Origin of the sequence: Microcoleus sp. S36a_B3 (assembly GCF_036700745.1) — a bacterium.
GTDB lineage: Bacteria > Cyanobacteriota > Cyanobacteriia > Cyanobacteriales > Microcoleaceae > Microcoleus.
The window spans coordinates 22,948-42,571 of sequence record NZ_JAUBPN010000006.1 but is presented as its reverse complement, the minus strand read 5'-3'; the positions used below and the strand labels follow the sequence as shown (position 1 = coordinate 42,571).

At 48.5% G+C, this 19,624-nt stretch carries 17 protein-coding genes and 1 pseudogene; 7 read left to right on the top strand and 11 right to left on the bottom strand.

The window, feature by feature from the left end:
- Positions 1-125: 125 nt before the first annotated feature.
- From QUA01_RS27365 to QUA01_RS08970, 5 genes and pseudogenes are all read left to right on the top strand, one after another.
- Positions 126-350 (top strand): annotated as a pseudogene (locus QUA01_RS27365) (hypothetical protein); the annotation flags it as partial.
- 106 nt (positions 351-456) lie between these two features.
- A complete protein-coding gene (locus QUA01_RS27360; protein WP_442922020.1) occupies positions 457-1,164 on the top strand; it encodes a pentapeptide repeat-containing protein in 708 nt (235 codons plus the stop codon).
- Positions 1,071-2,891, top strand: coding sequence for a calcium-binding protein (locus tag QUA01_RS27355; RefSeq protein WP_442921541.1), 1,821 nt, complete (start codon positions 1,071-1,073; stop codon positions 2,889-2,891). Before QUA01_RS27360 ends, QUA01_RS27355 begins: the two co-directional genes overlap by 94 nt.
- An 817-nt stretch (positions 2,892-3,708) precedes the next feature.
- Positions 3,709-4,470, top strand: coding sequence for an AMIN domain-containing protein (locus tag QUA01_RS08975; protein ID WP_333089483.1), 762 nt, complete (start codon positions 3,709-3,711; stop codon positions 4,468-4,470).
- Positions 4,436-4,591 carry a hypothetical protein gene (locus QUA01_RS08970; protein WP_333089485.1) on the top strand — a complete coding sequence of 52 codons (156 nt, stop codon included), beginning with the start codon at positions 4,436-4,438 and terminating at the stop codon, positions 4,589-4,591. Before QUA01_RS08975 ends, QUA01_RS08970 begins: the two co-directional genes overlap by 35 nt.
- A gap of 193 nt (positions 4,592-4,784) precedes the next feature.
- On the opposite strand, the gene QUA01_RS08965 is transcribed toward QUA01_RS08970, so the two are convergent.
- Positions 4,785-5,363 carry a DUF3172 domain-containing protein gene (locus QUA01_RS08965; protein ID WP_333089487.1) on the bottom strand — a complete coding sequence of 193 codons (579 nt, stop codon included), beginning with the start codon at positions 5,361-5,363 and terminating at the stop codon, positions 4,785-4,787.
- 292 nt (positions 5,364-5,655) lie between these two features.
- Between QUA01_RS08965 and clpS the strand changes: the two genes are divergently transcribed.
- Complete coding sequence (clpS, locus tag QUA01_RS08960; RefSeq protein WP_333089491.1) at positions 5,656-5,937, top strand: ATP-dependent Clp protease adapter ClpS; 282 nt, start codon at positions 5,656-5,658, stop codon at positions 5,935-5,937.
- Between the two features lie 356 nt (positions 5,938-6,293).
- Here the strand turns inward: clpS and QUA01_RS08955 are convergent, their stop codons facing one another.
- Together QUA01_RS08955 and QUA01_RS08950 are read right to left on the bottom strand one after the other, a co-directional pair.
- Positions 6,294-6,629, bottom strand: coding sequence for an RNA recognition motif domain-containing protein (locus QUA01_RS08955; RefSeq protein ID WP_333089492.1), 336 nt, complete (start codon positions 6,627-6,629; stop codon positions 6,294-6,296).
- A 279-nt stretch (positions 6,630-6,908) separates the two neighbouring features.
- Positions 6,909-8,192: a hypothetical protein gene (locus tag QUA01_RS08950; RefSeq protein ID WP_333089493.1), complete on the bottom strand. Its 1,284-nt coding sequence runs from the start codon at positions 8,190-8,192 to the stop codon at positions 6,909-6,911.
- A gap of 1,051 nt (positions 8,193-9,243) precedes the next feature.
- Between QUA01_RS08950 and QUA01_RS08945 the strand changes: the two genes are divergently transcribed.
- Positions 9,244-10,626: a UDP-N-acetylmuramoyl-tripeptide--D-alanyl-D-alanine ligase gene (locus QUA01_RS08945; RefSeq protein ID WP_333089494.1), complete on the top strand. Its 1,383-nt coding sequence runs from the start codon at positions 9,244-9,246 to the stop codon at positions 10,624-10,626.
- Positions 10,627-10,774: 148 nt separating this feature from the next.
- Here QUA01_RS08945 and QUA01_RS08940 read toward each other — a convergent pair whose 3' ends face one another.
- The 8 genes from QUA01_RS08940 to cobA form a co-directional block, all read right to left on the bottom strand.
- A complete protein-coding gene (locus tag QUA01_RS08940) occupies positions 10,775-11,176 on the bottom strand; it encodes a hypothetical protein (protein ID WP_333089496.1) in 402 nt (133 codons plus the stop codon).
- A gap of 269 nt (positions 11,177-11,445) precedes the next feature.
- The gene (locus QUA01_RS08935) at positions 11,446-12,090 is read right to left on the bottom strand and encodes a Uma2 family endonuclease (protein WP_194008311.1); all 645 of its coding nucleotides are present in this window, start codon (positions 12,088-12,090) and stop codon (positions 11,446-11,448) included.
- A 327-nt stretch (positions 12,091-12,417) separates the two neighbouring features.
- The gene (gene fusA, locus QUA01_RS08930; protein ID WP_333089530.1) at positions 12,418-14,502 is read right to left on the bottom strand and encodes an elongation factor G; all 2,085 of its coding nucleotides are present in this window, start codon (positions 14,500-14,502) and stop codon (positions 12,418-12,420) included.
- 553 nt (positions 14,503-15,055) lie between these two features.
- Entirely contained in the window at positions 15,056-15,634 is a 579-nt protein-coding gene (locus tag QUA01_RS08925) for a Uma2 family endonuclease (protein WP_333089498.1), read from the bottom strand.
- A gap of 178 nt (positions 15,635-15,812) precedes the next feature.
- Complete coding sequence (locus QUA01_RS08920; RefSeq protein WP_333089499.1) at positions 15,813-17,003, bottom strand: tetratricopeptide repeat-containing serine protease family protein; 1,191 nt, start codon at positions 17,001-17,003, stop codon at positions 15,813-15,815.
- A 224-nt stretch (positions 17,004-17,227) separates the two neighbouring features.
- A complete protein-coding gene (locus QUA01_RS08915) occupies positions 17,228-17,620 on the bottom strand; it encodes a type II toxin-antitoxin system death-on-curing family toxin (protein ID WP_333089502.1) in 393 nt (130 codons plus the stop codon).
- The gene (locus QUA01_RS08910; protein ID WP_333089504.1) at positions 17,607-17,798 is read right to left on the bottom strand and encodes a DUF2281 domain-containing protein; all 192 of its coding nucleotides are present in this window, start codon (positions 17,796-17,798) and stop codon (positions 17,607-17,609) included. The genes QUA01_RS08915 and QUA01_RS08910 overlap by 14 nt, the downstream gene beginning before the upstream one ends.
- 130 nt (positions 17,799-17,928) lie before the next feature.
- A complete protein-coding gene (cobA, locus tag QUA01_RS08905) occupies positions 17,929-19,497 on the bottom strand; it encodes a uroporphyrinogen-III C-methyltransferase (RefSeq protein ID WP_333089505.1) in 1,569 nt (522 codons plus the stop codon).
- Between the last annotated feature and the right edge of the window lie 127 nt (positions 19,498-19,624).

Below are 19,624 nucleotides of genomic sequence, written 5' to 3'. Positions count from 1 at the left end.
ACAACAACGGCTCGGTCATCGCAGCGCCCGGTGAGCCGGGGGGACAAGTCATTACGACCATTGGTGCAGTCGCCGATCTGGTTACAGTCAAGGACGGCTTCACATCGGCTCAGGCAGGCAGTTTGGTGACATATACTATCACTACCTCCAACAATGGGCCGAATGCTGCGGAAAATGTAGTGATTACAGACAGCATCATTCCCGGTTTAAAGATAGTCACGGCATCCAATGACGGCACTTACGATCCAGTGACGGGGATTGTCACCTTCCCAATAATTCCCAGCTTGGCTAGCGGCAGCAACACCGATCGCCAGGTAACATTAGTCGTTCCAGAAACGGGCAGCATCAAAAATACCTCCAAGAGCCGATCGACCACTTTTGACCCAGAACAGACCAACAACAACGGTTCCGAGTCTAGGGCCACTGTCATCACCACCGTCCTAGCGGGGCTACCGAATCCGGGGACTCCGGGGACTCCGACTCCGGGGACTCCGACTCCGGGGACTCCGACTCCGGGGACTCCGACTCCGGGGACTCCGACTCCTAATCCTAATCCGAATCCGAATCCGACTCCGGGGACTCCGGGGACTCCGACTCCGGGGACTCCGACTCCTAATCCGACTCCGGGGACTCCGGGGACTCCGACTCCGGGGACTCCGACTCCTAATCCGACTCCGAATCCTAATCCGACTCCGGGGACTCCGACTCCTAATCCGACTCCGGGGACTCCGACTCCTAATCCGACTCCGACTCCGGGGACTCCGAATCCGACTCCGGGGACTCCGGGGACTCCGGGGACTCCGAATCCTAATCCGACTCCGACTCCAACTCCGGGGACTCCGGGGACTCCGATTCCGACTCCGATTCCGACTCCGATTCCGAGCGAGCCGACTCAGACTCCGAGCGAGCCGACTCCGGGGATGCCGACTCCGGGGACGCCGACTCCGGGCGCACCGACTCCGGGCGCGCCGACTCCGGGGACGCCGACTCCGGGCGCACCGACTCCGGGCGCGCCGACTCCGGGGATGCCGACTCCGGGGATGCCGACTCCGGGCGCACCGACTCCGGGGATGCCGACTCCGGGGATGCCGACTCCGACTCCTATTTTCGCTGGAGTTCCCGAACCGGATACCGGTTGCGGTTGCGAACCCTTACCCCTGCTGAGGCCGATCGCATTTGTCCAACCCCAGCCTTCCCCAATACTCAACTTCGAGTCAAGCGCCTCCGCGCTCATTGACATCGAAAACACTGTGCTCGGGACTCCCGGAAACGATTATTTAACAGGAAACGACACTAACGAACTGTTTGTCTCCTTTGAGGGCAACGACACGCTTTTAGGCGAAGGTGGCTCCGATATCTTCTTTGGAGACCAACAGCAAGACTTCATCGCTGCTGGCAGAAACAACGACATCGTTTACGCCGGTAAAGAAAATGATGTGGTGTTCGGGGGCAAACAAGACGATCGCATATTTGGCGATCGCAATTCCGACACATTGTACGGCGATCGCGGTTCCGATACGATCGTCGGGGACAACGGCAACAACATCAACTTGACTGGTAACGACGGCGATCTGATTTTCGGCGGTTCTTCCAGCGACGCCATTGCTGGCGCTCAAGGTAATGACACGGTTTACGGGGGCAAAGACGCAGACACCGTTTACGGCGGCAAAGAAAACGACCTGATTTGGGGCGACAAGGGCTCGGACAGCCTCTACGGTGACAGCGGAGACGATTCTCTGTTCGGCGGAGTCCAAAACTCCCTAGACGGCGACCCGGAGGGGCAAGATTTTCTGGTTGGAGGCAACGGCCAGGACTGGCTCAACGGCCAAGAGGGCGACGATAGTTTGCTAGGCGGTAACGGCCAGGATGTGGTATTTGGAGGAAAAGGGGGCGATCGCATTTTTGGCGAAACCGGGTCGGATACTCTCTATGGCAATAAAGGTTCTGATACGATCGTTGGCGACTATGGCAATCCCCAAGGCAGCATAAATGTTAGCGATGAAGGCGACTTAATTTTCGGCAACGACACCGGCGACATCATTGGCAGCGGTAGCGGTAACGACAGCATTTTTGCTGGCAAAGGTAACGATTTAGCTTACGGCGGCAAAGATAACGACATAATTTGGGGCGAACTCGGTGCTGATACCATTGTCGGCGACGAGGGAGACGATTCCCTTTACGGCGGCACGGCAAACCAGTTAGTCACCGATGTCAACGGCCGCGACTTGTTGTTTGGGGGAGATGGTAACGACTATCTCAACGGCGGCGAGAGTTCCGATTCTCTCGGCGGTGGTTTTGGCAACGATACCATTGAGGGCGGCAAGGATGACGATTTAGCGCACGGAGATGCCGGCAGCGACTTGATTTATGGCGATGACGGCAACGATATTTTGTGCGGCGATGATGGCAACGATACCATTTTTGGCGATCGGGGAGAAAACGAGCTAGGCCCGGTGGGTGCAAACGATCAGCAAGACTGCATCAACGGTGGCAGTGGCGACGACCTTCTCTACGGCAATGAAGGGCAAGATGCCCTTAATGGCGGTGACGGTAACGACACGATTCATGGAGGGAAAGATAGCGACATTCTCAATGGAGGCGCAGGGGATGACTGGCTGTTTGGCGATGGGGGAGAGGATACTTTAATTGGAGGTAGCGGGAGCGATCGATTTGTGTTAAATAGCAACAGCGGCATCGATACTGTGCTTAATTTTGAAGTAGGAACCGACAAGTTTGTCCTTGCCAACGGCTTAAGTTTTGAGTCTTTGGGAATTAACTCCACGGCAAACGGTTATGTCCTGCAAGTTGCTGCCACTGGGGAGGTTTTGGCTAATGTTTTTGGACCTAGTAATGCTATTACTGCCCTGGATTTTGTCACTAGGTCGAGATAAAACAAAACTCGCAAAGGTTTGTAGTAAGAACTTTAGTCCGCAATCCAATAGCGGATTAAGGTTCGAGCGTGAGGACTGAAGTCCTCACGCTCGAACTTTTTGTATTCCGGTAATCGACAGAACATGATAGAGTACCAAGTTTGAAAAATATTGCTAGATATAAATCAGAGGCAATATTTATTTAAAAAAACGGCATTACCTTGTCCGGCGGGAGCTCTGCCCGTGAAATATCGTTGGTTTAGCATCAACAATTGTAGAAACAGTTTTTCACCTAAAAACGAGCTGGAAGCCCTTGGCTACCGACATGGGGAGGAACGCGGCTGCGAATGCAAGTCGCCTAAAAATATGGCACGGTTTAATACAAACTGGTAGACTAATTACAGCGATTAAGAACAACCATCTACGTGTTGAAATAATTTAATAAGGTGAAACTCCTTTCTTTGGTTCGTCTCGGCCTGAACGTAGCCTGACCAAACAAGCAACAGTGAATTATTGAGCGTACCTATCTGGCATAAGTGATGGACTCCGAAAACCGAAAAAAGTTAAAAGTATACGCAAAGTTTGGATTCGTCCAATCTAAGTGGGTAGAGGTGCTTTTTTAACGCCTTTGAAAGTCCCTTTGTGGAATACATCAAGAATCCCCCCGATTCATCGGTGGGGAGTATCAAGCTGCTTTGTATAACTTCCTATTCCCCAATTACCAATTACCAATTACCAATTACCAATTGATGCTAAACTTTCAGCGTTAAACCGCGCTTGCCGTTAACAGTTCGATCGCCCGCAATATCTTTACTAAAAAAATTATCCTTAAACCTACATGATACCCTCACTGTCAGGCTCTGTGTCGATCGCTGCAAATTTAGCCTGCGCCGCCGCCACCACAGTTGCGATCCTCCAAATAACACTCCAACCAGCCAACGCTTCTACAGTCACAAGTTGGCAATTCGATCCAGCCACAAATCAGCTAGAAATTACTCTCCCAGAGGGAACAACTCCCCTATATTCTCTGCTCAACCCGAATCAAATTGCTGTGGATTTGCCCAATACAGAGATCGGAGTGGACGCAACTCAACTATACTCGCAAGGCGCAGTGCGTTCTGTAGGCGTGACTCAACTTCGCGCCGGAACCACGAGAATTGTCCTAAATTTGGCTCCCGGAGCAGCTTTCAACGGCGAACAAATTCAATTCCAAAGAATCGGGGTAGAAAATCGCTGGGTGTTGCGTCCCTCTATCGAACCGGCTCAGTTCGTAAAAACTCCCGAAACTCAACTCCAGACTGCAACACCAGCACCGTCAAACCAGCCGCCGACAGATTCTAACTCAACTGCTGCAACAGAGGTCGATCGCCCAGAATCTCCTGTTTCGCCGAATTTCCCTGCCAATTCTGTACCGATACCAACTACGAATGACCAAATCCGACCGATAACAGTGCCTTTAGTGAGTGTTCGCCTCAATGAACGTTCGGGTGTACGACCTGCGGCTGTACCCAGTCTAAAACCTCAAATTTCGGCAATAGAAGCACCCCAAAAGCGGATACTTACCTTTGGGGAACCGCTTCCGGGCGATCGCCAAAGGTAAGCCGATGCGGGAAAAGCCAGTAGCGGCTTTTCCCGCATCGGCTTACTGGCTGGAGCAGCCGCAGGTGTTACCACAACTTACGTCGCTGCTCCCCGTTCAGTTTTCGATCGTAAAAAAGTAAGAAGTTCGAGGGAAAAAGCAAAAAGAAACATCTTGCACTGCTCGTAAAAACTCTCTAAAAATAATCTGCCTCGAGCCGCGCATCTGCCGCCCTCGCCGGTTTCTGTATCGATCAAAGATTCAAGCAATTGCTCGTCGAGTGAAGAGAAAAATCTTCCCTTCACTCGACGAGCAAAAACCGCTATATCGGCAATTTAGAAATTTTGACCTTCAACCGCTGGAGCTATCGAACCCGGTTGGTTGAGGAACAGGTTTTTAGCGCCGTCGTTTTGATAGATACAGTTAATTTGCGGTTGACCTTCCAGGGGCCCTGTGAAGCCAAAGGTGTTCATCCGATTTTTGCACTCGCGCACTTGGTTTTGGTCGATCAGTTTTCTTTGTTCGAGAATTGCCCAGTTATTGGTTCGGAGGACGCATCCAGGGCGCATACTCGGCTGCGAAATATAGACGTTAAAGGGGTTGAGGGTGAGGTATACGCGCATATCTGTTACCATCGCGCTGGCTCCAAACTGCACGCAAAGTTCTGGGTTCGGGGCGCTGCGATCGATAAATTCGCGCGATGCTACGTTTTCTGGGCTAATTGTAGCTGTGGAGCTAAAGGCGATGCCAATCCCAATTCCCAGAATAAAAACGGCTGTTAAAATCCCTATGGTGGCAGAATTGAGGAAAGAAGGTTTGCCGGACTGAGGTTGACGCCGCGACTGTCCGCCCAATGAGCTGATGTCTTCGTCTCGGAATGCGTCGTCTCTGTAGGAGTTAGGTTTGCGTTTCATATTATTTAGATTCTGTCTGTTCTGGGGACTCAACAGGTAGTAGTTTTTTATTTTTAACCGATCGGGCTTTTGTCATATTATGGCCTTAATAAGGTCGTGGCTACAGGCTGGGGACACTCCTGCTGCGTCTGGTGTTGGGTTTGCCGCGAGCGAGCGATCGCGAGTACCGCCTTGTCTGATTTTTCAGATTTCAATAAAATAGCTGAAAGTGGGATAGTCTTGCACGGGGGAAGAATCCGGCTCAAGATTATTCACAAATTTTAACATTTTACAAGTCAGGAGGTATAGATTAGTGTCTGTCGAAATTATTGAAAAGCGTTCTACAGTCCGCAAGCTTGCGCCGCGCTACCGGGTTTTGCTGCACAATGATGATTTCAATCCAATGGAATACGTGGTGCAGACTTTGATGGCGACGGTACCGAGTATGACTCAGCCACAGGCTGTGAATGTGATGATGGAAGCCCACACTAACGGGCTGGGACTTGTGATTGTTTGCGCTCTCGAACACGCGGAGTTTTATGCTGAAACGCTCAACAATCACGGATTGATCAGCAGCATCGAACCTGACGATTAAAACAGTAGAGCCACTTGAAGGGCTTTGTCCGGCAGGTTTTTGGCTCATATCCGATACGTTCATACCAAAAAGCCAAGGGTTAGGCCCCTGGCTTTTTGGTATATTACACTTCTTGCACTCAATTGCAGACAAGATTGAATCATCTGCGTCGATCAATGTTGATCCGCTCGAAATCTGCGGTTCACCGGCTCGATCTAATATTTGTGCAAGAAATCTATTTAATGCGGTCGATCGGGAAACTTGAAGATTAGGGGTAGGGATCGACCAGACTGGAAGTGGTTCGGACGGTGGTTCGGACCTAGATCGGATCGATCGCCTGCTGCTATTCTCAAATCTCTACTCTCGATCTTAGGAAATTAATAACGTCCTCCGCCTCCGCCTCCGCCGCCGCGAGAGAATTTTCCTGGGCCGCCACCGCCCCGGTTGCCGCCGCCCCGGCCGCCTTCATCTTCGCGGGGCTTAGCTTTGTTGACTTTGAGGTCGCGACCCATCCACTCAGCTCCGTCGAGAGCAGCAATCGCTGCATCTTCTTCTGCGTCTGTTGACATTTCTACAAAACCGAAGCCGCGGGGGCGACTGGTTTCCCTGTCGGTAGGTAGATGTACTCGCTTAACGGTTCCGTATTCGGCGAAGACGGTGGTGATGTCTTCTTGGGTAACTTGGTAGGATAAGTTACCGACGTATATCGACATGAGGAATAACTCCAAAAATTAGACAGTGCAAAGAGTTCAGTTTCGGAGAGTTCCCTGCCGATACAGAAGGGCAAGTTTTTAGACAATTCTGTAGCAATGAACAAAGCCTGCAACCGAATCTGATACACTTGGGATTTTAACACAGAATAGCTTCTTTTGAATAGCTTTCAGCAGTTAATTAGGTCTTGATAATTAAACGTAAAGTTTTTAGGGATTTAGAAGACGGGTTTCTCGCCCTGATGTTGGGTCAGTCGCCCGGACAGAAAGTTGTCGGGCCTCCTACTGCAGGAAAGATACGTCCACTTTCCCAAAATTGGTACTCAAAGCTAGATTCAGGTTTTCTAGAGCTTTGACTAGCCACACTAGCCCTTCTCGCGTACAAAATTCGTAGTGGCCGAACAAAATTGCCAACCGCTTTTCTAGATAGGGCTTGATTTTGCCACAAATTAGCACGATTTTCAGCAGCAAACCTGTGGTTTGGGTGGGCCCGAGGTTTGAGATCAGGTCGATGAAAACAAAGTGGTTGGGCCGCGCAGGACTCTCTACTACTAAAAAGTTCAATAATTGGCTGCAAGTTCTGATCATTAAAAATTCGTTGAACTGGCGATCGTCGTTGTGGGGAAAGGTATTTTGTAGTTGCTTATACAGTTTTTCGTTAAATTGGCGTTGGCCGTAGCGATCGTCCGCCACAGAAGAAATCAGGTATTCGTACAAGTCGTCTTTAAAGGAGCCGTAGGTCTGGTTTGTGCTGGCGTTCGCCTTGAAGCGACCCGCTAGCTGTCTGTATGTATCAGCTCCTTCTACTTTTCCGACAAATTGCTTGAGGGCAAAGAACAGTTCCGGGTCGCTCAACAAGGTAGGGTTTTTTATAGTTTGTATATCTCTACCGAAGGAAAGTGAGGTATGACGGCGCGCTACTTGGGCTTTTCTCACTTGGTGAGCGACGTATTGCGAGAGGTCGATTTCAAATTTCTGCTGCTTTTGGGCTTGGATGGTTTTAATGATTTTCTGCTGTTCGTAGGTGCTGTCGTCGCTGAGGAGGCAGTGTTTGTAGAGGTAAGGGTACCGGGGAATTAAGGTTCCCAAGGCTAGGGTGGCGGGGGTTTTGGTGTTGCTGCTGTCTTCGTTGTTGTGGGTGATGACTTGGGCTAAGCGTTTGAGGGTTAGGTACTGTTCGCTTTGGGTAAATTGATGTACTAATTGGGGAATCGAGTGAGAAACCCGCGATCGACTGTATTTAGTTAATATTCTGGGGGCTTCCTCAAACACAGCGATCAATTCGGGGATGGCTGCTTGCTTGCTGGGGTATGTTTGCCAGCGATTGATCGGAATATGGCAGCAGCGGTTGAGGATGTACTTAAATTCTTGTTGGGCGTATTTTGAGGCTGCTATTTTTTCGAGTGCTTCGACGACGGCGCGATCGGGATATCCGATACCGTGGATAAACAAAGTACGAAAGCGGCTGATGAGTTCGGCCGGCTGCTCTACTTGTACCAACTCCAGCAAGTGGTTGTAAAGTAACTGTTTTTCTTCTTCGTGGCTTTGTCTGTTGTAGTCGTTCACCGTGGATTAACCCTCCGAGGATTTGATACGAGCTTGCAGCGCCCTGGGCACAGATGAATTTTGGCAGAGTCGAGCACCACAATTGAGCCAACCGAGCTTTTCCTCGGACGGGGCGCGAGGGGCGAAAGCGGTCAGCACAGACAGTCGATCGATGTTCTTTGCTTAATTAAACTATTTACCAACACCAGCATTACATGAATTGTTGACAATCAGCAAGGCCTAAAATCACCATATTTTTTGTAAAGTGTTGGTAAAAATGCGGGAGCATCTCAGTTTTGTATTTATAGTGCGAGCTTAATATTTCCCACGGCGGATATATCTGCAAGCGAGGCGGGACGGCGTGGCGTGAAAACAATACTTTTGGCAAACGCGAGATGCTCCGTAAAAATGTGGGTTGGTTCGAGTGAATTTATGGGTAAGCGGAGGATTTAGTATGAGAATTTTTACTGTCAGATCGTATCCGGTAGATTACCAGAATAAAAACGGATCGGGAGCATCTGGTGTTTGGCATTTAACTATAGTGCGATCGTCCCCGCTAGCGAGGATCTACTCGCTAGCGGGGACGCTCGCACGCTCAATAAAAAAATGCTTTTTACAAAAAAGAGATATTCCCGACGGATAGGTGTGGAATGCAAGTCCAGCTTGTTGCGGACTTACATCCACACGTTATTTACTTATTGCGGTCGATCGACCGTAGATATCAATCCTAATCGGCCGCCCTCTGTAATAAGGTTTATCTAGATTGTCTATGGTGATTGAGGGGAAGAGGGGGAGAGGAATCCTTCGACTTCGCGCTCGGGTAAAGAGAGAGGGGAGAAGATTTTTGATCGATCGTCGAAATATACAATTTAAAGGCAGTACAGCTTACCATTTTCGATTGGGGCATTAGAGATGTTGCATTAAAAAATTGGAAATGACTGATAACTGCTAGGGTTGAGATCAGGGACTAGATCGGTTGAATTCTTTGATTGAAGCTGGTTTGAGTTGAATTTGAGGTCAAGCGAGGTAGGATTAGCTGTGAAAATAATTATTTGAAATGTGAGTGCTGGTTATGGTCTGTCGCGTAAGTATCGCCCGACTTGCTGAAATTTTAAATGTACCTTTACCTGCCGTGTCTGAGGACATTTTGACAGTTGTAGGGACAGGTATTGCCACGGATACGCGCACTCTTGAGGGTGGCGAAGTATTTTTGGCGCTGCGGGGAGACAATTTTGACGGGCATAAATTTGTGGCTAAGGCCCGGGATTTGGGGGCGATTGCGGCGGTGGTCGATCGCGATTGGCAAGAAGAAATTGCTAATTTTCCGCTGTTGCGCGTTGACGATACTTTAAAAGCTTACCAGACGATCGCCCGTTGGTGGCGCGACCAGTTCAGTATACCTATAGTTGCTGTTACAGGTTCTGTCGGTAAAACTACTGCTAAAGAGTTAATTGCGGCAGTTTTATCAACCAGGGGAAATGTTCTTAAAACTCAATATAACTACAACAATGAAATTGGAGTACCAAAAACTCTGTTGGAGCTTTCGCCGGCACACAATTATGCTGTAATTGAAATGGGAATGCGCGGGCGGGGCGAAATTGCCCTGCTATCGCAAATTGCGCGTCCTACTGTGGCGGTAATTACTAACACTGGAACGGCGCATATCGGGCGATTGGGTTCGGAAGAGGCGATCGCGATCGCTAAGTGCGAACTGTTAGCCGAAATGCCTGCTGATAGCATTGCTATTCTCAATCACGATTCTGACAGATTAATCCCAACTGCGGCGCTTTTTTGGCAGGGAAAAACTTTAACCTACGGTTTAGAAGGCGGGGAATTGTGCGGGGAATTGCTAGGTAATGATACCATTTCTGTAGAAGGTATGCAACTGCCGCTGCCGCTAGCTGGACGGCACAATGCCGTAAATTATTTGGCTGCTTTGGCTGTAGCAAAAGTGTTAGATATTGATTGGGAAGTGTTACAGCAAGGTTTGTCGGTGGAGTTACCGGATGGAAGGGCGCGCCGCTACGATTTACCCGATGATATTGTGATTCTTGACGAGACTTACAATGCTGGTTTGGAGTCGATGTTAGCGGCTTTGAGGTTGTTAGCGGATACTCCGGGAAAGCGCCGGATTGCGGTGTTGGGTACGATGAAGGAATTGGGCGACAGGGCGATCGAATTTCACCGACAAGTGGGAAAAGCGGCGCAAGAGTTGAAGCTTGATGCTTTGTTTGTTTTTGCGGATTTTGAGGAAGCGGCGGCGATGGCTGCGGGTGCGGCTGGTTTGCCTTTTGTGGATGTTGGAGATATTACGGCGCAAAATGGGCGGGAGGATTTAGCAAAGCAGTTGTTGGGATTTGTTGAAAAGGGCGATCGGATTTTATTTAAGGCTTCTCATTCGGTGGGATTGAATCGAGTTGTGGAGAAGTTTCGCGCGGAATTTGCGGGGGAGTAATAGAAAAGAAATTTTGGGGATTTGAAATTATGCGAGCGATTCTAGTCGATCGTCGCCTCAAACTCACGTTTCGATCGCTGATGCGTAGGGTAAGATGCCCATCTGCACCTAAGTCCCGATGGTTCAATATCCCGATCGCTTGCGTCGGCTAGATTTCGATATTTGGAGCAATCTCAATGGCTGCAATTCTGGCATTCTCAACTATCGTATTTCCTATCATTGTATTGTGTACTGCCTCAAACTTAGATTCGGCTTCCGAAATTTCTTCGTAGTGTACAATCACATGATAATATTTATTAGTTTGTTCTCCAGAATCTGAAATTTCTACGGCAAGCGAATCTATATTCTGAGATTCTTCGGCTTTCACGCGATACTCGTCGGCTAAATGTTCCAGGGCGATCGCGATCGCGTGTTCTTTCGTTTGTCCGTAAACATTGATTGTATCATTGGGGCGATCGCTCAGAGATGACGAAATCTGACAAAGATACTGCCCGTTTGATTGAGCGCAAACGTCGATCGCAATTGTACCAGCAGTGCGATCGGGATTCATTTGAATCAACTCAACCTCGCTATCTCATGAAATAAAATTTAGGACTTACGCGCCAACTCTATCCTCCGGGTGCGAATTGCACACCTTACAGCTACTTGTAGCGCATTAAGTTCGTACTCAGGACTCAAGCCCTCAATAGACATCTGCCAAAAAGACAGTTTTTAACAGGCATCCTGCCTGTTCCACAATCATTATGCAAGAGGTCTAATAAACTCGCTGGGAGTGAAGTCCTCGATATGATATCATTTTCCGAGTACGATCGCCCTGCTTCACTCTCCTGACTGAATTTGACTCCTCACCCACTCCCGAAACAACCGCAGCAAAGCCTTTTCTTTTGTAGTCTTTTTCAGTTCCAAAAACCTGAGCATTTCAGACTTCGACAGAAAAGGAAAGGTTGGAGAAACCTCGCACTCTGCGTATTCATTGCCTTCTAACTGATAGATGATTAAACGCTTGCCATCGTAGCGCCAAACTTCAGGTACGCCCAAACTTGCGTAAAGTTCGAGACGATCGATCGAACTGCTGGTAATGTCAATTTCAATAGCTAAATCTGGTGGTGGGTCTTCATTGAGATCGATTTGTTCTTTATTCCAGACAACATCTTCATTCTGAATGTAGTAACATTTATCAGGTTCTAACCCTCGTGCCAAATCTTGGCGCTTGCAGGTTAGTGAACCCATGCTGCAAATGTCAAGATTTAATTCATCTGTTAGAAGTTCCACAAAGTTTCCTAACAGTTCTCCAGATTTTTCGTGGGGTGCTGATGGAGTCATAATTTCTAAATTTCCGCGATCGTAAGTCAAACGAATTCCCGGCTGTTCGGCGAGTTCGTTTACCAGAGATTCATAAGTCTGCCAACTAATATTTTTTAGCAGAAATCCGGCTTTTGGGGTTTGAATCAGGGTGGCTGTCATGGCTACCTACCTGGGTTTTAAATTATTGATTGTATCTTAGCAAATATAAATTTTCGATCGATCGCGAAACCGCAGATTAACGCAAATCAACGCAGATAATTTTAACTGTTTTGGACGCACCAAGATAGCCAGAAACCTGCTTTTTAGCTAATCTCGTCGCTGTGGCGAAGGATGTTGAAAAAAACAGGTTTCTGGCTCCTGGCGAGTAAATCAAAGAAACCGGGTTTTTAGCCAATCTCGTCGCTGTGGCGAAGGATGTGGAAAAAACCAGGTTTCTGGCTATCTTTTCGTGGAGTGCGATCGAATAGATCGATCGCACTTAATACACTACTTCGCAGCTTGACGCTCTTTCGCTTCCTTGATCACTTCCTCGGCGATGTTGCTTGGACAAGGAGAATAGTGGGAGAACGACATGGAGAATTGTCCGCGCCCAGATGTCATGGTACGCAAGTCGCTAATGTAACCAAACATTTCGCTCAACGGCACATCTGCCTTGATCCGCGCTCCTGTCTGGCTTGTCTCCTGAGCTTTCATCATCCCGCGGCGGCGGTTGAGGTCGCCGATTACGTCGCCCATGTAATCATCTGGAGTGAATACATCGACATTCATAATCGGTTCCAGCAACTGAGGGCCTGCTTTGGGGATTGATTGACGATAGGCTGCTTTGGCAGCAATTTCAAAGGCCATCGCCGACGAGTCAACGGGGTGGAAACCACCTTCGAGGAGGGTGAATTTCAAGTCTAAGCAGGGGAATCCAGCCAAGACGCCTTTGTCGATGCAGCTTTCAAAGCCTTTTTCGACGGCTGGCCAATATTCTCTCGGTACACTACCACCAGTCACTTTTGACTCAAATATGAAGCCACTTCCAGGCTCACCAGGCTCGATCACGTAGCCGATTTTGGCGAATTGACCGGAACCACCTGATTGCTTTTTGTGGGTGTAATCGTCTTCGAGGCGCTTGGTAATTGACTCGCGGTAGGCTACCTGCGGTTCGCCAACTTCTACTTCGACGCCGTGGGTGCGCTTGAGAATGTCTACTTTGATGTCGAGGTGTAACTCGCCCATCCCCTTGAGAATCATTTCGCCGCTTTCTTGATCCGTCACCATGTGGAAGGATGGGTCTTCTTGCACCATTTTGGTGAGGGCTGCTCCCATTTTTTCTTCGCCGCCTTTCACCTTCGGTCTGACCGAAATCGAAATAACGGGAGCGGGGAATACCATCGGCTCTAGGGTGGCGGGATTTTTGGGGTCGCAGATGGTGTGTCCGGTGCGGACGTTTTTCATGCCGACGATCGCCACAATGTCCCCTGCTTGGGCCGATTCAATTTCTTCGCGAGAGTTGGCGTGCATCTCCACCAAACGGCTGACGCGCTCGGTTTTGCCTGTGGCTGTGTTGAGTACGGTGTCGCCTTTAGACAGCTTACCGGAGTACAGGCGCGTGAATGTTAGAGCACCGTAGCGATCGTCCATGATCTTAAACGCCAGTGCCCGCAACGGTCTGTTGGGATCGACGATCGCAAACTCGCCGGTTTCTTCGCCATCGAGATCGACTTCTGGCTGCGGTGCGACTTCCATCGGATTTGGCAGATAGTCAACCACGGCATCCAGTACCAACTGCACGCCTTTGTTTTTAAACGATGAGCCGCAGTAGGTGGGGAAAAATGCCCGATCGCGTGTACCTTTGCGAATACAGCGCTTGAGGTCGTCAATACTCGGTTCGTTGCCTTCGAGATATTGTTCCATCAGAGCGTCGTCTTGCTCGACGGCGAGTTCGATCAACTGTTCGCGGTATTTTTCGACATCATCGACCATATCGGCCGGAACTTCCTCGATTGTGTAGTTCAGCGGGTCGCCGGAGTCATCCCAGATCCAGGCTTTGCGGGTCAGCAAATCGACTACGCCGCAAAACTTTTCTTCGATGCCGATCGGCAATACCATCACCATCGGTTTAGCTGCGAGGATTGTATCTACTTGCTTGACAACGCGGTAAAAATCTGCGCCGGTGCGATCGAGCTTGTTGATGTAGACGATGCGAGCGACTTTGGAATCGTTAGCGTAGCGCCAGTTGGTTTCAGATTGCGGTTCAACTCCACCCGAACCGCAGAACACGCCGATACCACCATCGAGAACTTTCAGCGAACGGTAAACCTCGATCGTAAAATCGACGTGTCCGGGAGTGTCGATGACGTTGAGCTGATGCTTGTTCCAGAAGCAGGTGGTAGCAGCGGATTGAATCGTAATACCGCGCTCTTGCTCCTGTTCCATGAAGTCAGTCGTCGCCGCGCCTTCGTGAACTTCACCTATTTTGTGGATTTTGCCTGTCAGTTTTAGGATTCTTTCAGTTGTGGTGGTCTTGCCAGCATCTACGTGGGCGAAGATGCCGATATTTCGATAAAGAGTGAGATCTTTCATAATTACTGTTGAGATTAAATGCGACGAACCGTCGGCGACCACCTGCAAGCGTGACAAGCGAGGAATCAATGTTGCCTTTGGTGCCATTACAGGCTAGATTTCTTTTCCCCTGTTTCTGGCATACCTATCTTAATTTTGACACTTCTCCGTCATTCCTGCGAAGCATTCTTGGGTGATTGACTGCTGGCGGGACTTTGACGCCGGTGATTCTTGACAGTTTGACGGGGTGCGCTACCACAGTGGTGTTACCTTCCCTCGCTGTCTGCAAGCGATTCGCGGGATAGCATCTGTGTTTGGCATGGATAGTGCTCGCTGGTAGTGCTATGAAAAAAAAATACGGTAGTGGTCAATATAGCCTTTCTCAAAAAGGGGAGGTATAGGTTTAGGTTTTAGATACTTCGACTTCCTTCGACTCCCTTCGACTTCCTTCGGGGGGTAAGACGCTGGCTCACAAGTCGCGATCGTACAAGTTTTAGATTTTAGATTGGGGGATTGAGGGATTGATGGCTCTATCGATTGATACCTCATCTTTATGCTTGATCGTTAAATTATACTAATTCCAAATCTTTTGCAAATTGAGAACAAAACCCGGCAAAACATCTTCCCCAAAAAGGGTCTGAGGAGATTGCAATATTTCTAAACTTCTACCGAGGCGGTAAATTTCAACTTCCCGTTTTTTGCGGTTAATCAACCAACCCAAACGGCAGCCGTTTTCTATATATTCTTGCATTTTTTCTTGAGTCTTTTTCAAGCTGTCGCTGGGCGAGACTAATTCAATGACAAAATCGGGACAAAGCGGGATGAATTTTTCTCTTTGTTCGGGTGTTAAAGCTTGCCAGCGAGATTTTTCTACCCAAGAAGCATCGGGAGAGCGATCGGCTTTGTTGGGCAGGGTAAATCCTGTGGAGGAATCAAACACTTCGCCAAGTTCCGTTTGTTCGTTCCAAATTCCCACCTGTAAGTTAAGTTTTGAGTTGCGTTTGCCTGTTTCTCCTCCGGTTGGTGGCATGGCGATTAATTCTCCGTTGGCGCTGCGTTCTAATTTTAAATCGGGGTTTGATTCGCACAGTTGGTAGAACTGTTCGGAAGTTAGTTTAATTATGGAGTTGAGGTTTAAGGTGATAGCAGTCATTATTATTTACCTGCTGTTTTGATAAATTATATAGCCTTTCTGTGCTCTCATATGAGGTACTATCCGGCATAGGGCATAGAGCCTACCTCACTTTTTTGAAAACTGCTATATGAATATAGAAATTAAAAAATCAAAATGGACTTATTCATTTTGATTTTTTAATTATTAACTTCTAATTTTACTGCAATTGTTTGATTCTGTTGAGCGCGTCTTGATAGGCGCTGGTTCTCCCGCCTTGTTTGTAAAGTTCTGCTGCTTTCTGAAAGTCGGCAATTGCTTTTGGTTTGTCTTCTGTTTCCAGGTAAGCTAAAGCTCGGTTGTAGTATGCGTCGGCAAAACCGGGGTTGGCTGCGATCGCCTGCGTGTATGCTTCAATAGCAGTGGAACCGCGCGTGGTTTCGGATTGGGGCAAGCCGGAAGTGATGAAAGTGCGGGCATTACCGATATTAAAATACAATTCTGGGGTATATTTTGGCTTGAAAGCCAGTGCTCTGTTGAAATCGGCGATCGCCTCCCAAGCATCTCCTCGATCTAACCGCGAAAGTCCTCGAAAATAATAGGCTTGGGCATCTTGCGGATTGGCGGTGGATACCGGGCCGATAGTTGCGGGAGTATTGTCTACTTTCAACTCAGATTTGTTCATTCCCGCCGCCACTAACTTCGCGATAAATGTATTGATGGGAACTGCTGCATTAAATCCGGTTTTGATCGGGGCGACTTCGCCGGAACTGGTTTGGGCAAAACCGAATTCGCCTTGTCCGTGCAAACCGATGACTCGGCCTTCGGAGTCGAAAACTGGCCCGCCGCTCATACCGCTCCAAGTTACTGCCTGATACCGCAAATTGTAACCTTCGGGGCGGTTGTGCGGGCGGCTGGTCACGAGTCCGGGAGAGAGTTCGGGTTCTCTTTCTGCGCCGAACAGTCCGCCCGTAGCGGGATAGCCGTAAACGTAGATTTGACTGCCGATGACGGCTAGATCGGAATCTGCGATCGTCGCGACTGGATATTCTTCGGGACTTTCAAATTTGACTACTGCTAAATCTGGGTCTGTTGCTGCTGTTTGCAAGCGGGTGACTGCGGTTGCTTGATAGTTTTTGCCGATCGAGGTGCGAACGGTATATTTAACGTCTGCTTTTTCTACGACATGGTTGACTGTTAAAACTGTGTAAGTTTTGCCTGTTTTGGCAATAATTACGCCTGAACCGTCTCCTAGGGAACTGTTAATTTGTACTGTCAGCGGCCCGGCAATGTTGGCGACTTCTTGGGCTGTTTTGGCGATCGCGGGCTGGCTGATAACTATGGTTAAGGCTGCGGTAGTTCCTGCTAGCACGCTGCTTAAGGTGTCGAAACGAGAAAAATATTTATTCATGGTATTGGGAATTTGTAGTTGGGTAGCGGGAGTTGGCGGCGGTTGGCGATTTTTGTTTTTTTGTTTTTAGTTGGATTAGTGGGTTGACGCTCGTGCGATCGGCTTTGTTCTTTAGTGATAATTTTACTCGCTTTTTTGTTCCGCAATTCCCCGATTTCGGCCCCGGACACGCCATTGCCGTTTCCCTACAGATGCTAGCTGGCGCACGATGCCCATCCTACTTATTAAAACGCAACAATACATGACTCAAACTCAGTGCTTAGTTCTTCTTTCGTCATCGTTCCCCGTGCGACTTGCATGACTAAATTATATGCTCGATCGTCCGTTAAATTTAGAGCGCAACCATTCAATCGCAAAAAGGTATCTGCCACAGCAAAAGCCGTTCTCTTATTGCCGTCCATAAATGGATGATTCATCGCTATATGGTAGAGATAGGCGGCAGCTTGTTCGCCAATTGTTGGATGCAAAAGTTGACCGCTAAAAGTTGCTTGAGGTTGAGCTAAAGCTGACTCTAACAAGCCTTCATCTCTGACACCGGGAGTTCCGCCAAATCTCTCTATCTGTCTGGCATGAATGCTGATAACCGTATTTTTGGTGATAAAATTAGGAGTTGGCAAGGCGATGATAAACCTCCTTTCTTTCGCGTTCAGAATCTAGATATGCTTGCCATGCTTTGGCTTCTAATTTTTGTTGTTCTTCTTCAGTTTTTAAGGAACGAACAAATTCCAGCACTTTGAGCAGCAAAGGTTCTGGTACTTGGTCTAGTTCTTGAAGAAGTTGGTCTTTTGCGCTCATGTTTCCTCCTAGTTATTTTATTATTTTACAACCCGCAGATTAGATAATCAATGGCTGAGTAAAACTCGGCGGTTGAAACCGCGTCTATACAAACGAAGTCGGCCTCCGCCGACTGTAGGTTAGAGTAAACTTACAAGGTTTGATATTTTGTTGCCCATTGGACGATCGCCTCAGTCAGCCCGTCTAACGTATATTCTGTGGCTTCTACGTCTACTTTACCCAATAACTTTAGGCAGCTTTTGGACGTTTCGGGCCCGATCGAGGCGATGCAAACATTTTCTAACCAATCCTCAGACAAAGACAATTCTGGGTTTTTCTCTATGAGATGGCAAAAGTTATGCACGGTTTTGGAACTGGCAAAGGTTATGATATTTACGGCTTGATTTTGGAGTGCGGCTAGGGCGATCGGAGCGACAGTTTCGGGACAGCAAGATTGGTAAGCTGGTACTTCGATTACTTGCGCTCCTTTGGCGGTGAATTCTTTGACTAAAACTTCTCTACCGCCGCTTTCTACTCTGGGAAATAGAATCTTGCAGTTTTGCAAGTTATCGGGGAAGTTTTCGACTAGGGAGTCGGCGACGAAATTGGGGGGAATAAAGTCTGGTTGTAGAGAGTGCGATCGCAAACTTTCTGCTGTTTTTTTGCCGACAACTGCGATTTTAATGCCACACAAGCTGCGCGCGTCTTTGCCTTTTGCTTGCAATCTTTCAAAAAACCAGTCTACAGCGTTGTGGGATGTGAGAATTAACCAGTGAAAGCTTGACAATTGTGCGATCGCCCTGTCTAATGGTTCCCAAGTGGACGGCGCACCAATTACCAAGGCGGGCATTTCGATCGCGCGGGCTCCTAGTTGCTGGAGTCGATCGCTAAATTGATTGGACTGGGAAGCTGCGCGGGTGACTAAAATCGTTTTTCCGGCTAGCTGCTGGCTGTTGTTAGAAATGACTGGTGTAACGCTCATGTTTGTGTTTTTCGATCCGATTAAATATTCGCGCAATCTGACTACTTCTCCAATGACGATCGCGCAAGGCGATAGAGATTGACCTGCTGTTTGCTGTACGATGTTGAACAGAGTTCCGATCCAGATTTTCTGTTCGGGGCGGCTGCTATCTCGGATAATGGCGATCGGTGTTTCGGGCGATCGCCCGTGTTTTTGCAATTGCCAAATTATCTCGCTTAAATTGCGCCCTCCCATCAATATTACCAAAGTTTCAATCCGCACTAATGCTTCCCATTCTAAAGCATCTGTTTCGTGGGCGCTCATCACGGCAAAACAGCGGCTCATCACCGGATCTGTGAGGGGAATTCCTGCTAGCATTGGTGCGGCTAATGCGGATGAAATTCCGGGTACTACTTCAAACTCGCAGCCTGCTGTTATCAATGCTTGAATTTCGGAACTGGAGCGACCAAAAATAAACGGATCGCCGCTTTTTAAGCGCACTACTTGTTTGCCTAACTTGCAATGTTCTACCAGCAAGCGGTTGATTTCTTGCTGCTGGGTGGAAGGTTTGCCGCCGCGTTTCCCAACTTCTATTTTTCGACAAGTTACTGGGATTAATTCGAGTTGTGGGATGTCGATGAGAGCGTCGTAAATTAAGACTTCGGCTTGGGATAGCAGTTTGTGCGATCGCACTGTCATCAAGTCACAATCTCCGGGTCCCGCACCGACTAGATAAACTTTCCCTTTTGGGTTTTTCACAATTCCTCCTCGATAGTATAGTTGTATGAATATTGCTAGCCTATAGTAAGACGCGCCAAGGCGCACCCTACACTATAGTAAGACGCGCCGAGGCGCACCCTACGGTATACTCCGCAGTTTATTGTAT

What these genes read in the sequence shown, in the direction of transcription:
- QUA01_RS27355 (WP_442921541.1), top strand. Translation starts at nt 1,071, where the DNA reads ATGCCGACTCCGGGGATGCCGACTCCGACTCCTATTTTCGCTGGAGTT.
- QUA01_RS08975 (WP_333089483.1), top strand. Translation starts at nt 3,709, where the DNA reads ATGATACCCTCACTGTCAGGCTCTGTGTCGATCGCTGCAAATTTAGCC.
- QUA01_RS08965 (WP_333089487.1), bottom strand. Translation starts at nt 5,363, where the DNA reads ATGAAACGCAAACCTAACTCCTACAGAGACGACGCATTCCGAGACGAA.
- QUA01_RS08955 (WP_333089492.1), bottom strand. Translation starts at nt 6,629, where the DNA reads ATGTCGATATACGTCGGTAACTTATCCTACCAAGTTACCCAAGAAGAC.
- QUA01_RS08945 (WP_333089494.1), top strand. Translation starts at nt 9,244, where the DNA reads ATGGTCTGTCGCGTAAGTATCGCCCGACTTGCTGAAATTTTAAATGTA.
- QUA01_RS08940 (WP_333089496.1), bottom strand. Translation starts at nt 11,176, where the DNA reads ATGAATCCCGATCGCACTGCTGGTACAATTGCGATCGACGTTTGCGCT.
- QUA01_RS08935 (WP_194008311.1), bottom strand. Translation starts at nt 12,090, where the DNA reads ATGACAGCCACCCTGATTCAAACCCCAAAAGCCGGATTTCTGCTAAAA.
- fusA (WP_333089530.1), bottom strand. Translation starts at nt 14,502, where the DNA reads ATGAAAGATCTCACTCTTTATCGAAATATCGGCATCTTCGCCCACGTA.
- QUA01_RS08925 (WP_333089498.1), bottom strand. Translation starts at nt 15,634, where the DNA reads ATGACTGCTATCACCTTAAACCTCAACTCCATAATTAAACTAACTTCC.
- QUA01_RS08920 (WP_333089499.1), bottom strand. Translation starts at nt 17,003, where the DNA reads ATGAATAAATATTTTTCTCGTTTCGACACCTTAAGCAGCGTGCTAGCA.
- QUA01_RS08910 (WP_333089504.1), bottom strand. Translation starts at nt 17,798, where the DNA reads ATGAGCGCAAAAGACCAACTTCTTCAAGAACTAGACCAAGTACCAGAA.